Genomic DNA, 14,244 nt, shown 5'->3' on the forward strand with positions numbered 1-14,244 from the left:
CACCGGCCGCCCCGCCCGCCTGCTCACTCGGCGTCAGGGATCCAGTTGCCGTGGAAGCCCAGCGGCACCCGCACCGGCAGGTGCACCCTCGCGACCGGGCCCGCCGCGAAGTCCTGGGCGGCCAGCACCACCAGGTCCGACGCCGCGCGCTCCGGGTCGTAGGCGTAGGCCAGCACCCAGCCGTCGTCCTCCGCCGCGTCCGGGGCGGCGGGGACGAACGCGCCCTCGCCGACGTCGCCCGCGGGGTGGACCAGGAAGCACTCGCTCGTGCCGCGCTCCAGGTCGTACTTGACCAGCCCCGCCCCCAGCCGGTCCACGCCGGCGCCGCCCGTCGCGTGCGTGGCCGCGGAGTTCACGAGGCCGGACGGCTCCAGCATCGCGTAGCCGAAGCGGTTCCGGCCGGTCAGCCGGCGCGGGTCCGCGCGCGGGAACTCCACCGGGCGGTCGTCGACCAACTCCCGCCGCACCGACCCCGCGGCCAGGTCGACCGTCCAGCGCTCCAGCCGCGAGGGGGTCACCTGACCCTCCGCGCGGGCGTCGAAGAGGCGTTCGTAGCGGACGAGATGAACGGTGATCACACCGTCCCGCTCATGGGCGTTCATGGGATGGAAGACGAAGCACGGGTCGATCTCCAGCCAGCGCACGTCCTTCGCGCCCCCGTCGCGCGGGAGCACGCCCAGGCGCGCGGGGCGCGCGTCGTCCCAGTGCGCGCGGAACTCGCCGCCCGGCTCGGGAGCGGCGTAGACGACCGGCAGGTCGTACAGCAGGACGTGCCGCTCGGTCAGCGAGAAGTCGTGCATGAGCGGGTGCCCCTCGACGGGGATGTCCACCCGGTGCCGCACCCGGCCGTCCGTGCCCGCGACCAGATACTGCACGTACGGCCGGGCCACGCAGTACGCGACGGTGTGCAGCTCGCCGCTCGCCGGGTCGATCACCGTGTGCGCGGCCAGCCCGCCGGGCAGCGTGCCGTGGAAGTCGAACGGGCCGATCGTGTGCAGCTCGTCGTCCAGCTCGTACGGCAGCGAACCGCCCTCGACCAGCGCGAGCAGGTGCCCGGCGAACCGCTGGACGTGCGTGTTGGGAGCGAAGTCCAGGTCCAGGTGGCGCGGTCCGTGCAGCAGCTTCTCGCCCAGCTGCCCGGCGACCGCGTCGGAGCGGACCCAGCGGTTGCGGTACCACTCGGCGTTGCCGTCGCGCAGCCGCACACCGTGCACCATGCCCTCGCCGCCGAACCAGCCGTACGTGGCGGGGTCCGGGTCGCCGAGGGGGTTGGGGCCGTTGCGCAGATAGCGGCCGCGCAGCGACTCGGGCAGCCGGCCGGTCACCGGCAGGTCGACCGCGGTGATCTCCTCGCGCACGGGCGCGTAGAGGCCGCTGAGGTACCGGTTGGTGGTGGCCCGGGCCGTGCCGACGTCCTCGGTCATGCGCGCTCCCCTCCCGCTGCCCCACCGCTCCGCCGGCCGTGGGGCCGTCCCCCCACCATCCAGCGGAAGGGGGTGTTCGGCCAGAGGGCGAAGGGGCCGCGGGGGCGCCTCGCCCCGGGCCCCGCCCCGGCCCGCGGTCATCTGCGCAGCGGCCGCGTGAACACCTCCGGCGCCGGCCCGCCCAGCGCGGCCGGCCGGAGGGTGCCGGCCGCCGCCCAGCCCCAGGAGCGGCGGGCCGCGCGGACCGCCTGGCTCCGGGCGTCCATCGGCGCGAGGACCACCGCCGCCAGTGCCGCGCCGCTGCCCGACAGCAGCCGGTCGTGCAGCCGCCTGCCGAGGCCCTGGCGGCGGTGGCGGGGCAGCACCATCAGCTCGGCGAGGACGAAGACGCGGCCCGCGGCCGTCAGCTCCTCCAGCTCCTCGGGGACCGGTCCGGCGAAGTCGCGCCACAGGGCGCTGTCCCGCGCCGCCGGGTAGCCGTACGCGCAGCCCACCGGCCCCCCGCCGTCGGCGAGCACCAGGTCGAAGCCGGGCCGCCCGGAGGCGTCGGCGAGCTGTTCCAGGAAGGGGGCGCGGTCGCGGAGGGCCTCGCCCGGCGGGCTCCCGTACGCCGCTCCGTGCAGATCCGCGAGCTGCTCGCGGTACTGCTCGGCCTGCCACCGGCTCAACCTGCGCAAGAAGACGTCGCCCATGCAGCCCTTCCTGCCCAGCGCGGCTCGTACCCACCCCCGGACGGGGCCGGTAACCGGCCACAGGGAGGTTCGTTGTCGCTTTCGGCGCCCCGGGGGTCCGGTTTCGCGCCCGCTAACGGGGGTGGGCGCACAGGACACGGGCAGGACAAGAGGAGGGGAAGAAATGGGTCCAGAGCAACCCTGTCCACCCATTACGGCCTCTTCTTCGGTGAGCATGGCCGGACCGAACACGAGTGCCCGTCGCGGGGGCAGGGAGTTGAGGGGCGCATGGGCCTGACCAGCAGGTCGCTTCTGTACACGGTGGTCTTCGTCGCCCTGCTGTGCGTGGGACTCACGGTCTGGCTGTGGCCCCGGCTCTCCGGGCGCGGCGCGCTGCCGGTGCTGGGCCGGCTCGGCGCGATCCTCACCACCCAGGTGACGATCATGTCCGCGGTGCTGCTCGCGGTGAACTCCGCGCAGAGCTTCTACGGCACCTGGGGCCAGCTGATCGGCAAGTACGACCGCTCGCAGGGCCAGGTCACCGGCGCCACGGACCTCACCGGCACCGGCGCCCGGGTCGACACCGGCAAGGGCGGGCTGGTGCAGCCCGGCGCGCCGGAGGGCCTGGAGAAGGCCGGGCTGCCCAAGGGCCCGCCGGACCAGGTCGGCAGGATGGAGTCGGTGAAGATCATCGGCCGCCGGGCCCAGGCGGCCGCCCCCGCGTTCGTCTACCTGCCCCCGCAGTACTTCCAGAAGCAGTACGAGCGTCAGCGCTTCCCCGTGATCGTGACCATCACCGGCTACCCCGGCGGCACCGAGAGCCTCGCCCAGCACCTCCAGGTGCCGAGGACGGCGAGCAAGCTGATCTCCGAGAACAAGATGCAGCCGACCGTGGTCGTGATGCTCTCGCCGAACATCGCGATGCCCCGCGACACCGAGTGCGTGGACGTCCCCGGCGGCCCGCAGGCCGAGACCTTCCTGACCAAGGACCTGCCCGAAGCGCTCCGCAGCGGCTACCGGGTCGGCCACAAGGCGAGCGCCTGGGGCGCGCTCGGCTACTCCTCGGGCGGCACCTGCTCGCTGCTGCTCGCCATGCGCCAGCCGGATGTCTACCCGGCCGCCGCCGCCCTCTCCGGCGACTACAAGGTCGGCACCGACCTCACCACCGGCGACCTCTTCGGCAAGGGGCCGGACGCGAAGCAGCGGCGCCACGAGCACGACCTGATCTGGCGGCTGAGGAACCTGCCGCCGCCCCGCGCCACCGTGCTCGTCACCAGCAGCCTGCACGGCGAGAAGAACCTGAAGGAGACGGAGCGCTTCCTGGACGCGGTGAAGCCCCCGATGAAGGCGGACAAGATGATCCTGGCCGAGGGCAGCCACAACTTCACCACCTGGCGGCGGGAGATCTCCCCCGCCATGGAGTGGATGGGCAAGCAGCTGGTCTTCCCGCAGGACGTCAACAACTGACCGTCCGGGCCAGGCAGACGACCGGGCCGGAGCGGCGGGGTGCCGCTCCGGCCCGGTGCCGTACGGGCCCTCCGTCCGGGCCCGGTCAGCCCTTACGGGAGCTGACGGCCTGCGCGGCCTCGGTGGCGGCCCCCTCGGGCGCGCCCGCCCCGGCCGAGTCCAGGGTCTCCAGGGCCACGGCGAGGAGTGCCTGCCGCTTCTGCTCCTCCGTGCCGCCCACCTCGTCCAGCGTGAACGCCCCGAAGTGGACGGTCAGCAGGGCGCTGGCGACCCGTACGTGGGTGTCGAAGGGGACGCCGCCCGCGTGCATCAGGCGGGCGATGGACTCCACCCGCTCGCGCAGCGTCTGGCCGACGGCGAGGTCCCGCAGCGTCGCCTGGTTCTCCTGGAGGATGTGGTAGATCGGGATGGCCGACTTCAGGGCCGCGCTGTAGCGGATCAGCAGCTCGCGCCGCGTCTCCAGGCCGGGTGGCTGTTCCTTCGCCCAGGCGATGAGTTCGTCGACCGGACGGCCCAGCTCCTCGGAGATCGCGCTGAGGATGTCTTCCTTCGTCTTGAAGTGGTAGTACAGCGCCGCCTTGGTGACGCCGAGCTCCTCGGCGATCTCCCGCAGCGACGTTTTCTCGTAACCACGCGAGACGAAGAGGTCCAGGGCCGTTTTCTGGATGCGCTCACGGGTGTCGCTCCTGCGCGCCTGGGGGGTGCTGCTGCCCATGGGTCTCTCCCGATGTCGTTGTGAACCTTCCGTCCCCAGCCGGTACTTGGCTCCGGCACACGGTCGGCCCGATCCCGGACGGTCTCCCTCGAACCGCCGCCGCGCGTGATGTGGGGAGTGGAGATCATGCCGCAGGAAGCGGGCCCGGCGGAGGGCGCACGGGGGACCGCGACACCACCGGCACGTAATACGTACATTTTCGTGATCGCGCCGGGCGCTGTTTCGAACACGGGCCGGGGCACCGCCCGTGACCTGCCCGGCAGCCCCGGGCCGCGGTCCGCGCCGGCCCCGCGGCGCCCTCGTGCCGAACGGTCCGGCCGCCGCCCGGTGAATAGCGCCGGTCATAAGAGATCCCGTCATATCAATTTCTTCGGGCGGCGGAGCCGATGGCTCGAATGAGTGAAAGCCCGGAACCTCTGCATAAGGCCGGAGTTATTCAGAACGCTTTCCCAGTGGGGGCGCTACACGATCGAAAGGCATAGACGTGCTCAAGAAGGTAATCGCCACGGCCGCCCTGACGGCATCCGCGGTCGGCACCCTCGCCGGTCCCGCCCTGGCGATCGGCAACGACGATGACGTCGCCAACGGCAACGCCGCCAAGACCGGTTACGGCAACACCAAGACCGGTGGCAAGGAAAGCCCGCAGATGAGCCTTATCCAGGGCACGCTGAACAAGCCGTGCCTGGGTATCGGCAAGCTCGGTATCCAGTCCGTCCTGGCCCTGCTCAACATCGGCCTCCAGGACATCCCGATCGCCACGTCGCAGCAGCAGCAGCAGTGCACCGACAACTCCACGATCAAGGACGGGGACGACCAGCTCTCGCACCTCCTCGACGAGATCCCGATCATTTCCGGGAACGGCTCGGGCAACCACTCGAACGGTGGCCACAAGGGCTTCGGCGACCACGGGAACGGCGGCTTCGGCGGTCACGGCCACAACGGCTTCGGTGACCACGGCCACGGTGGCTTCGGTGACCACGGTCACGGCGGCTTCGGCGGGCACGGCCTGAAGTAGTCGCAGGTCCGGAATTCCCTCGGCCGCGGGTGTGCGGGCCCCGCGGCCGGGGGTTTTCCGCGTCCGGGTGCGCGGGCGTACTTATTCTGATCGGGCCGCATCGGTGGGCCGATGGGGTGAATGGCGATAACCTTCGCGGATTTACCGAGTTAGCCAGAGCGCTCCCGTATATCGACCAGAGCGAAGGAATAGCGTGATCAAGAAAGTACTGGCCACAACGGCGCTCGTGGCTTCCGCGGCCGGCGTCTCGACCGCCCCGGCGATGGCGGTGGGCAACAGCGATGACGTGGCCAACGCGAACGGCGCGCACCAGGAGTACGGCAACACCTACACGGGCGGCTATATGAGCCCCCAGATGGGCCTGGTCAACGGCTCCCTCAACAAGCCCTGCATCGGCATCGGAAAGCTCGGCGCGCAGTCGCTCCTGGCCCTGCTCAACATCGGCCTCCAGGACATCCCGATCCTGTCCTCGCAGCAGCAGCAGACCTGCACCGAGAACTCCACGATCCATGACGGCGACGACCCGCTGTCGCACATCCTGGACGAACTCCCGATCATCTCGGGCAACGGTTCGTTCAACCGTGAGAGCGGGCACGGGCACGGGCGCGGCCACCACGGCCACGACGGCTACCGCGGTGACGACCACTACGACGGTCACCACGGCGGTCACCACGGCGGTCACCACGACGGCCATGACGGCCACCGCGGCGGCCACTGACCCACGGCCGTGAGCAGCCGGAAGCCGCCCCCGGTACCCCCGGGGGCGGCTCCTCGGCGTTCCCGCGCGCGGCGGGTCAGCGCACGCCGGCGTGCAGCCAGTCGACCTTGTCGTAGAGGTCCTCGGCGCTGAGCGAGGACAGCATCTCGTTGCGGGCCAGGGCCGCCTCGCCCGTCGGGTGGTAGAGCTGCCTGCCCATCTCCCGGGCCACCAACTGGGTGCGGCAGGTGCGTTCGCGGCGCCCGGCGTTGTACTTCTCCAGCCGCCGCCCGAACGCGGGCTCGCCCCCTTCGGCGCCCGCGAGGGCCTCGCCGAGCAGCACCGCGTCCTCCAGGGCCATGCACGCGCCCTGCGCCGCGTACTGGAGCATCGGGTGCGCGGCGTCCCCGAGCAGCGCCACCCGGCCGTCCGTCCAGCCGGCGATCGGGTCGCGGTCGCACAGCACCCACGCCCGCCAGTTCTCGCCGAGCGCCAGCAGGCGCCGGGCCGCGTCCCCGAGGTCGGGGAACTCGGCGGCCACCTGGCCCGCGTCGACCAGTACGCCCGTCATCGCCTCCGTGGCCGCGTCGTCCCTGGTGGCGGCCAGGTTCAGGGACTTGCCGCGCGCGATGGGGTAGTGCACGAAGTGCCCCTTGGGGCCGGCCCAGAGGGTGACGCTGTTCCAGCGCAGCTCCTCCGGCACCCGCTCCATGGGGATCACCGACCGGTAGATGGTGTGACCCGACACCCGCGGGGCGCCGTCGCCGACGAGCTGCCGGCGGACGGCCGAGCGTATGCCGTCGGCGCCGATCAGGGCGTCGCCGTGGAACTCCCGCCCGGTGCAGGTCACCGCGGTCACGCCGGCGTGGTCCTGGGCGTACCGCACCACGTAGTTGCCGCCGAGCAGGAGGACGCCCGGGTGGGCCCGGCAGGCGTCGAGCAGCGCCTGGTAGAGGTCGCCGCGGTGGACGACCGCGTACGGGTTCCCGAAGCGCTCGCGGTAGGCGCCGGTCAGCGGCATGGAGGCGACCCGCTCGCCGGTGACACCGTCCATGAACCGCAACTCGTCGATGAGCACGGCCCGTTCGCGGACCGCCGTGCCGACGCCCAGGCGGTCGAGGGCGAGGAAGGCGTTGGGGCCCAGCTGGATGCCGGCCCCGACCTCCCCGAAGACCTCGCTGCGCTCCAGGACGGTCACCGTATGGCCCTGCCGGGCGATGGAGATCGCCGCGGCGAGGCCGCCGATGCCGCCTCCGGCGATGAGGATGTTGGCCACGTCTCGCTGTCCTCTCGACTTCGGCCTGCCCGCCGCTTCCGGGCCGGGGCTGGGGAAAGGGAATAAGGGGGAGGGGGGAAGGAGGGGGCGGGGGGAAGGGGGGAAGGGGGGAAGGGCGGGAATTCAGACGGCGGTCTTGCGGTCGAGTACGAGATCGTGGCCGACCACATAGGACGCCTCGTCCGACGCCAGCCACAGCACCGTCTCCGCGATCTCCTCGACCTTCGCCCCGCGCCCCAGCGGGCAGGGGCTGATCGCGTTGATACGGACGCCCTTGTCGATGTACTCGCGCGCCGCGGTCTGGGTGAGCGTGCTCACCGCCGCCTTCGAGGCGGCATACGCGCCGAGGCCCGGCAGCATGCCCTGGGAACCGATATTGCTGGCGGTATTCACGATCACCCCGCCGCCGTTCTTCTCCATGTGCGCGATCTCGTGCTTCATCGACAGCCAGACACCGGTCAGATTCGCCGCCAGGGTCTCGCCCCAGACGTTTTCGCCGATCTCCGCCACCGGCTGCTCCGGGCCGAGTTCGGTGACATTGTTGAAGGCGATGTCCAGCTGGCCGTGCCGGGCCACGACGGCCGCTACCACGGCCTTCGCGTCGTCCTTCTCGGTGTCCGAGACGTCGGCTATCCCGCAACTGGCCTTTCCACCCAGTGCCTTGATCTCCTCCACCGTCTCGTGCAGCATCTCGGGGTGCCGTCCGGCGACCACGACCTCGGCCCCCTCCCGTGCGAAAGCGAAGGCGGCCGCGCGGCCGATGCCTTCGCCGCCACCCGTGACCAGGACGACCTTGCCATCGAATCGTTTGGACATCGTGTCTCTCCTGTTTCTGCTCTCACCATTCCCGGGGAAGGCATTCGCGGTCCGCCGAGGCGTTGTCACGCGCTCCATCCTGATCCGCGGGAGCGCCGCCCGTGCCGGTCCTCCGGCGCACTACGTCAGGTGCCCGCGCCGACCTGACACGCCCCGGGTCACCTGACGAACTCCTGGAACGCACCTTGAAGTTGATGTGCGCGAAATCGAAGAATTCTCGCGCCAGCATCGATGAGGAGTTCGACCGGCGCTCGATCAGGAGAACGAATGATTACGCTTTCGTGGACCCGTCAGGTCAACACCGCAGGAGAGGCCGGCAAGCCGGCCACCACCCGGGGGCAGCTCTGGCGGGTGCTGCTCCACAAGGCGGAGAACCCGGTCGGCTACGTCCCGGCCATCACCTCGTGCCGGATCCTGGAGCGCTACGGCGACGGGTTCCTGCGCGAGGCCACCCGCGGCGACCGGACGCTCGTCCAGCGGGTCACCCCGGACGAGACGTCGGGGCGGATCACCTTCCGGCACACGGACGCGTCCGACCTGCACACCATCACCAACCAGATCGGTGAGGACGCCCACGGCAACCTCACCCTGACGCTCAGCATCACCCTCACCGACGCGCCGTCGGAGGCCGTGCTCGGCCAGAACTCCTATCTGCGGGAACTCGACACCGACTTCGCCGCGACGCTCGAGGCGATGACCGCCGTGCTGCGGCGCAACGCGGTCAGCGCGGTCGACGCGCTGCGGCACTGAAGCCCTGAGGTGAGAACGGAATGCGCGACAACTCCCGTGACGCCGGGTACCCCCGGCGTCGCTTTCTCGCCGGTACCGCCGCCGCCGGAGCGACGGCGGCGGTACTCGGCACGGTGGGCACCCTCCCGGGCGCCCCGCCGGCCACGGCCACCGGCGCGGCGGAGGGCGCCGGCGAGGCAGTGGTCCCGGCGTTCGGCCCCGTCACCGTCAAACCCTCGGACCGGCGCTACCCGGACCTCGTCTGGGGCACCAACCGGCGCTGGGTGGGCACCCCCGACAGCGTGCGGCTCGTCGGCACGGCGGACCATGTGGTGGCCGCCGTCCAGGAGGCCGTCGACGGCGGCAGGCAACTGGCCGTGCGCAGCGGCGGCCACTGCTACGAGGACTTCGTGACCGGTGACGGCGTGCGGCTCGTCATCGACATGTCCTGCATGGACGAGGTGGGCTACGACCCGGGCCGGCGGGCCTTCTTCATCGAGCCCGGCGCCCGCCTGGGCGACGCCTACCGCGCGCTCTACAAGGGCTGGGGCGTGACCATACCCGGCGGCACCTGCCCCACCGTGGGGGCGGGCGGCCACATCGTGGGCGGCGGCTACGGCGCGCTGGCCCGCCTGCACGGACTGGTGGTCGACCACCTGTACGGCGTCGAGGCCGTGGTCGTCGACCGCAACGGCAAGGCCCGTAAGGTCGTCGCCACCCGCGAGGAGACCGACCCCAACCGCGATCTGCTGTGGGCGCACACCGGGGCGGGCGGCGGCACCCTCGCGGTCGTCACCAAGTACTTGATGCGCTCGCCGGGCGCCTCCGGCGCGGACCCCGCGAAGCTGCTCCCCCAGCCGCCCTCCGAGCTGCACGTCTCCACCGTCACCTGGCCGTGGGAGCGGATGACCGAGGCGGCCTTCACCACGATCCTGCGCAACTTCGGCCTGTGGTGCGAGCGCAACAGCGCCCCCGGCTCGCCCTACGCGAGCCTCTTCAGCCAGCTCAAGCCCACCCACAGGTCGGCCGGCGCGTTCTCCATGACCACCCAGATCGACGCCGGGGCGCCGAACTCGGCCAAGCTCCTCGACGACTTCCTCGCGGCCGTCAACAAGGGGTCGGGCGTGGACTACCGCGTCGACGACCGGCGGACGATCGCCTGGCTGCACGCCACCACGTACTGGCCGGGCTTCACGGCGCCCGACCCGACCACCCGCTTCAAGGCCAAGTCGGCCTACATGCGCAAGGGCTTCCCCGAGGCGCAGCTCAAGGCCTTCTACAAGCACCTGACCCGCACCGACTTCCAGGGCCCCATGTCCGTCGTGATGATCAGTACGTACGGCGGGAAGGTCAACACCGTGGCGCCCGCCGACACCGTCGTGCCGCAGCGCGACTCCGTGCTGAAGCTGCACTACATCACCTTCTGGCAGAACGCCGCCGACGACGCCCGGCACCTCGCCTGGATCCGGGAGTTCTACCAGGACGTCTACGCGGCGACCGGCGGGGTGCCGACACCGGGGGACGTCACCGACGGCTGCTTCGTCAACTACGCGGACGTCGACCTGAATTCGCCGCAGTGGAACGGCTCCGGAGTGCCCTGGCACGAGCTGTACTTCAAGGGGAACTACCGCAAGCTCCAGACGGTCAAGGCGCAGTGGGACCCGAAGAACGTCTTCCGGCACGCGCAGGCCGTACAACTCCCCGCCTAGGCAAGGGGCGTGGCGCGGCCGTCCAGCCGGCCGCGCCGGCCCTCCCGTACACCTCACCCGTACACCTCACCCGAGCACCGCCACCTGAGACCGGAAAAGAGAGGCCCCCATGTCCTCCGGTACCGCACCGGCCCCGGGCGTCGCACGCGCCGGACGCGGCTTCGCCCTGCTGGGCGCCGTGCAGGTCGTGCTGATCCTGGCCATCACGATGCTGTCGCCGGCGCTGCCGGCCATTCAGCGCGACCTCGGTCTGTCCGGCGCCCAGCTGACGCTCGTCAGCGCCGCGTACGGGCTGTCCTTCAGCGGCCTGCTGATGCTCGGCGGCCGGCTCGCGGACCTGCTGGGCCGCCGCCGGTCGCTGGTCGCCGGCGCCGCCGTCTTCGGGCTCGCCTCGGCGGCCGCCGGGCTCGCGCCGGGCTTCGCCGCGCTGCTCGGCGGCCGCTTCCTCCAGGGCGTCGGCGCGGCGCTCGCCGCCCCGGCGGCCATGTCCCTGGTCCGCTCGCTCTACCCGGAGGAGGGCCGGCACGCGCGGGCGCTCGCCGTGTGGGGCGGGCTGGCCGGCTTCGGCGCGACCTCGGGCATGCTGCTGTCCGGGACGGTCTCGACGTGGGTGTCGTGGCGCTGGTCCTTCGTGGTGCCGGTCGCCGTCTCGCTCGTCGCCGTGCTCGCCGCCCGCCGGCTGCTGCCCACCGGGCCCGCCCCGGTGCGGGTGCGGCTCGACGTGCCCGGAGCCGTCCTGGTGACGGCGGGCCTGACGGTCATGAGCTACGGACTGGTCGAGGCGGGCGAGCGGTCCTGGGGCGCCACGGTGGTGTGGCTGCCGGTGCTCGCCGGGCTCGTGCTGCTCGCGGCGTTCGTCGCCGTCGAGCTGCGGGTGTCCGACCCGCTGGTGCCGATGGGCTTCCTGCTGCGGCGGCGCCGGGCCACGGCCCTGTGGGCGACGTTCATCGGCGCGGCGGGCATGTCCACGATCTTCTTCCTGCTGTCGCTCTATTTCCAGGAGGTGCGGGACGTCTCGCCCCTGCTGACCTCGGCGGCGTTCCTGCCCTTCAGCGCCGCGCAACTGGCGACCGGGCTGTTCGCCGGGCGGCTCATCGCCCGCTTCGGCGGCCGGGCCGTCACCTCGGGCGGGCTGCTGCTCGCCGCGGCCGGCCTGCTGCTGATCGGCATGCTCGACGCCGGCAGCGCCTACCTCGGCACGCTGCTGATCGGCCTGATCCTCTTCCCCGTCGGCATCGCCTGCGTCTTCTCCGGCTCGACCGTCGTCGCCCTGGACGGCGTCGAGGACCACCGGGCCGGGCTGGCGGGCGGCGTCGTGAACACCGCCATGGAGATCGGCCCGACGGTCGGCCTGGCCGTCCTCGTCTCCCTGGCCACCAACCGCACGACGGCCCTGCGGGACGGCGGCACGGGCCTGGCCGAGGCCACGAGCGGCGGGTACGCGTTCGCGCTGACGGTCGCGGCGGCGGCGTTCGCGGTGAGCGCGGTCGTGGCGGCGCTGGTGCTGCGGCGGCGGCCTTCGGAGCGTACGGGCTCCGCCGGCGCTACGGGCGGATCAGCCGGTGCGGACCGGCCGGAGCCGACGCCGGGCGCGGAACCGCCCGCGACGGCGCCCGCGGCCCCGCTCACCTCGGCGGGTGCCTAGCCGCCCGCCCCTACCCGACCTGTTCCTTCACGCACGCGTTCACTCGCTCACTCGCTCTAAGGAGAAACCCGACATGACTGCTCGCTTCACCGGGAAGGTCGCCCTGGTCACGGGCGGCGGATCCAACATCGGCCGGCAGACCGCGCTGACCTTCGCCCGGGGCGGGGCCACGGTCGTCGTCGCCGGCCCCGTCCTGGAGGACCTCGACGGGACCGTCAAGCTCATCGAGGAGGAGGGCGGCACCGCCTCCGCCGTCGTCACCGACGTCACCCGCTCCGCCGACGTGGCGCGGATGGTGGAGACGACCGTGGAGCGCCACGGCGGCCTGCACATCGCCTTCAACAACGCCGGCATCGTCGGCCGCCCCGGCCCCAGCTCCGAGCTGGACGACGATGTCTGGGCCGCCGTCTTCGCCGTCAACACCACCGGTGTGTGGCTGTCGATGAAGCACGAGATCGAGCACATGCGCGCGCACGGCGGCGGCGTCATCGTGAACTCCGCCTCCAACATCGGCTTCCACGGCCGCAAGCCGGGCATGGGCGCCTACGCGGCGTCCAAGGGCGCGGTCTCCATCCTCACGCGCACGGCCGCCCGCGAGTACATCGCGGAGGGCGTCCGCATCAACGCCGTGAGCCCCGGCGGCACCAACACGCCCATGTCCTTCCGGCCCGGCGAGACGGTCGAGGACCGCGACGCGCGGGTGCGGGCGGCGGTGCCGATCGGGCGGGTGGGGGAGACGCGGGAGATCGCGGACGCGGTGTGCTGGCTGGCTTCGCCGGAAGCGAGCTTCGTGGTGGGGCATGACCTGGTGGTGGACGGGGGTGCGACGGCCTGACGGTGGGGGTTCGGGGTGCGGGTGGGGGTGCCGCTGCGCGGGGCCTGTTCCCCACCCCGCCCCTTCCCGAATGTCCTCAAACTCCCCCAGCTACCGCTGGGAGGTGCCCCCAGACGGGCTGAAATCAGCCCGTCCGGCGTTTGAGGACACCGCGCGGAGCGCGGAAAAGGGGGCCCGGGGGCCTCCCCGGTTTCGGGAAGGGGCGGGTAGGGGACAAGGCCCGCCGCAGGCCCACCCACCCGCACCCCGCCGTCCGCGTGCGGCCAACGCCCCGGTCGCCGGGTGGGACGCTCCCACCCGGCGACCGGGGCGCTCACCACCCCCTCAAACCCCCAGCGCAGCCCCCCCGTCCACCGTCAGGTCATGCATCGTGATGTGCGACGCGTGGTCGGACAGCAGGAAGACCACGGCCTGTGCGACGTTCTCCGGCCGGGCCAGCTTCCGCAGGGGTATCCCCACGCGGTACGAGCTCGCGACGCCCTCGATCGACGCCTTGCGGGCGCTCTCCCCGTCCTGCCACATGTTGCTGAGCATCGGCGTCTCCGTGGAGCCGGGCGCCACCAGGTTGCAGCGGATCCCGTGCTTGGCGACCTCCAGGCCCATGCACTTGGTGAACATCGTCGCCGCCGCCTTCGAGGCCGCGTACGCGGCCATCTCCACGCGGGCGGTGCCGGCGGCGTTCGAGGCGACGGTGACGACCGCGCCCCGGCCGCGCGGGACCATGCGGTTGACGACGGCGCGGGAGACGAAGAAGACGCCGCTGGTGTTCACCGCGAAGGTGAACGACCAGTCGGCGTCCGTCAGCCGCCGGGCCTCGGAAAGGCGGAGCACGCCGGCCGCGTTGACCAGGTAGTCCACCGGTCCGAGCCGCCGTTCGACCGCGTCGACGAACGCCTCCACGTCGGGGCTGGACGTGACATCCCCGGGGAACGCCTCCACCTGGAAGCCGTCCGCCGTGAGTTTCGCGACCGTGGCCCGCAGCCGGGCCTCGTCCTTGTCGACCGCCGCGACGGTGACGCCCCGCTCGCCCAGGGTCCGGACGACCGCTTCTCCTATTCCACCCGCCGCCCCGGTGACGAGAGCGACTTTTCCTTCCATCTCACAAACCTCCATACCCGGCGTGCACGGCCGAATAGCAACGGGACTTCATACACGTCCACAAATCAGTCTCGGGAAAACCGGATGGCGTGTGAAGCGAGGAATTCTCACTCCGTCAGGTGGCGGGTGCCCGAACGGCGGGGAGGC

13 protein-coding genes are annotated in these 14,244 nt (G+C 72.1%); 7 read left to right on the plus strand and 6 right to left on the minus strand.

The window, feature by feature from the left end; genetic code table 11:
• Positions 1-23: 23 nt before the first annotated feature.
• Complete coding sequence (locus SMD11_RS17375) at positions 24-1,424, minus strand: carotenoid oxygenase family protein (RefSeq protein ID WP_087927331.1); 1,401 nt, start codon at positions 1,422-1,424, stop codon at positions 24-26.
• Between the two features lie 137 nt (positions 1,425-1,561).
• On the minus strand, positions 1,562-2,116 hold the full coding sequence (locus tag SMD11_RS17380; RefSeq protein ID WP_087927332.1) for a GNAT family N-acetyltransferase: 555 nt from the start codon (positions 2,114-2,116) through the stop codon (positions 1,562-1,564).
• A gap of 267 nt (positions 2,117-2,383) precedes the next feature.
• Here SMD11_RS17380 and SMD11_RS17385 point away from each other — a divergent pair, with 267 nt between their 5' ends.
• Positions 2,384-3,562, plus strand: coding sequence for an alpha/beta hydrolase (locus tag SMD11_RS17385; RefSeq protein ID WP_087927333.1), 1,179 nt, complete (start codon positions 2,384-2,386; stop codon positions 3,560-3,562).
• Between the two features lie 85 nt (positions 3,563-3,647).
• On the opposite strand, the gene SMD11_RS17390 is transcribed toward SMD11_RS17385, so the two are convergent.
• On the minus strand, positions 3,648-4,277 hold the full coding sequence (locus tag SMD11_RS17390) for a TetR/AcrR family transcriptional regulator (RefSeq protein WP_087927334.1): 630 nt from the start codon (positions 4,275-4,277) through the stop codon (positions 3,648-3,650).
• A 484-nt stretch (positions 4,278-4,761) separates the two neighbouring features.
• On the opposite strand from SMD11_RS17390, the gene SMD11_RS17395 reads away from it, so the two are divergent.
• Positions 4,762-5,292 carry a rodlin gene (locus tag SMD11_RS17395; RefSeq protein WP_324614745.1) on the plus strand — a complete coding sequence of 177 codons (531 nt, stop codon included), beginning with the start codon at positions 4,762-4,764 and terminating at the stop codon, positions 5,290-5,292.
• A gap of 193 nt (positions 5,293-5,485) precedes the next feature.
• Complete coding sequence (locus SMD11_RS17400; RefSeq protein ID WP_324614746.1) at positions 5,486-6,010, plus strand: rodlin; 525 nt, start codon at positions 5,486-5,488, stop codon at positions 6,008-6,010.
• A gap of 76 nt (positions 6,011-6,086) precedes the next feature.
• On the opposite strand, the gene SMD11_RS17405 is transcribed toward SMD11_RS17400, so the two are convergent.
• Positions 6,087-7,265, minus strand: a complete 1,179-nt coding sequence (locus SMD11_RS17405; RefSeq protein WP_087927335.1) for a 3-hydroxybenzoate 6-monooxygenase — start codon at positions 7,263-7,265, stop codon at positions 6,087-6,089.
• 123 nt (positions 7,266-7,388) lie between these two features.
• Complete coding sequence (locus SMD11_RS17410; protein ID WP_087927336.1) at positions 7,389-8,081, minus strand: SDR family NAD(P)-dependent oxidoreductase; 693 nt, start codon at positions 8,079-8,081, stop codon at positions 7,389-7,391.
• A gap of 267 nt (positions 8,082-8,348) precedes the next feature.
• Between SMD11_RS17410 and SMD11_RS17415 the strand changes: the two genes are divergently transcribed.
• From SMD11_RS17415 to SMD11_RS17430, 4 genes are all read left to right on the plus strand, one after another.
• Positions 8,349-8,831: an SRPBCC family protein gene (locus SMD11_RS17415; protein WP_159395311.1), complete on the plus strand. Its 483-nt coding sequence runs from the start codon at positions 8,349-8,351 to the stop codon at positions 8,829-8,831.
• A 20-nt stretch (positions 8,832-8,851) separates the two neighbouring features.
• Positions 8,852-10,519: an FAD-binding oxidoreductase gene (locus tag SMD11_RS17420; RefSeq protein WP_087927338.1), complete on the plus strand. Its 1,668-nt coding sequence runs from the start codon at positions 8,852-8,854 to the stop codon at positions 10,517-10,519.
• A gap of 109 nt (positions 10,520-10,628) precedes the next feature.
• On the plus strand, positions 10,629-12,164 hold the full coding sequence (locus SMD11_RS17425) for an MFS transporter (protein WP_087927339.1): 1,536 nt from the start codon (positions 10,629-10,631) through the stop codon (positions 12,162-12,164).
• A gap of 73 nt (positions 12,165-12,237) precedes the next feature.
• The gene (locus SMD11_RS17430; protein WP_087927340.1) at positions 12,238-12,999 is read left to right on the plus strand and encodes an SDR family NAD(P)-dependent oxidoreductase; all 762 of its coding nucleotides are present in this window, start codon (positions 12,238-12,240) and stop codon (positions 12,997-12,999) included.
• Between the two features lie 324 nt (positions 13,000-13,323).
• On the opposite strand, the gene SMD11_RS17435 is transcribed toward SMD11_RS17430, so the two are convergent.
• Entirely contained in the window at positions 13,324-14,097 is a 774-nt protein-coding gene (locus tag SMD11_RS17435; protein ID WP_087927341.1) for a 2,3-dihydro-2,3-dihydroxybenzoate dehydrogenase, read from the minus strand.
• Positions 14,098-14,244: the final 147 nt, after the last annotated feature.

The organism is Streptomyces albireticuli, assembly GCF_002192455.1.
Taxonomy (GTDB): Bacteria; Actinomycetota; Actinomycetes; order Streptomycetales; family Streptomycetaceae; genus Streptomyces; species Streptomyces albireticuli_B.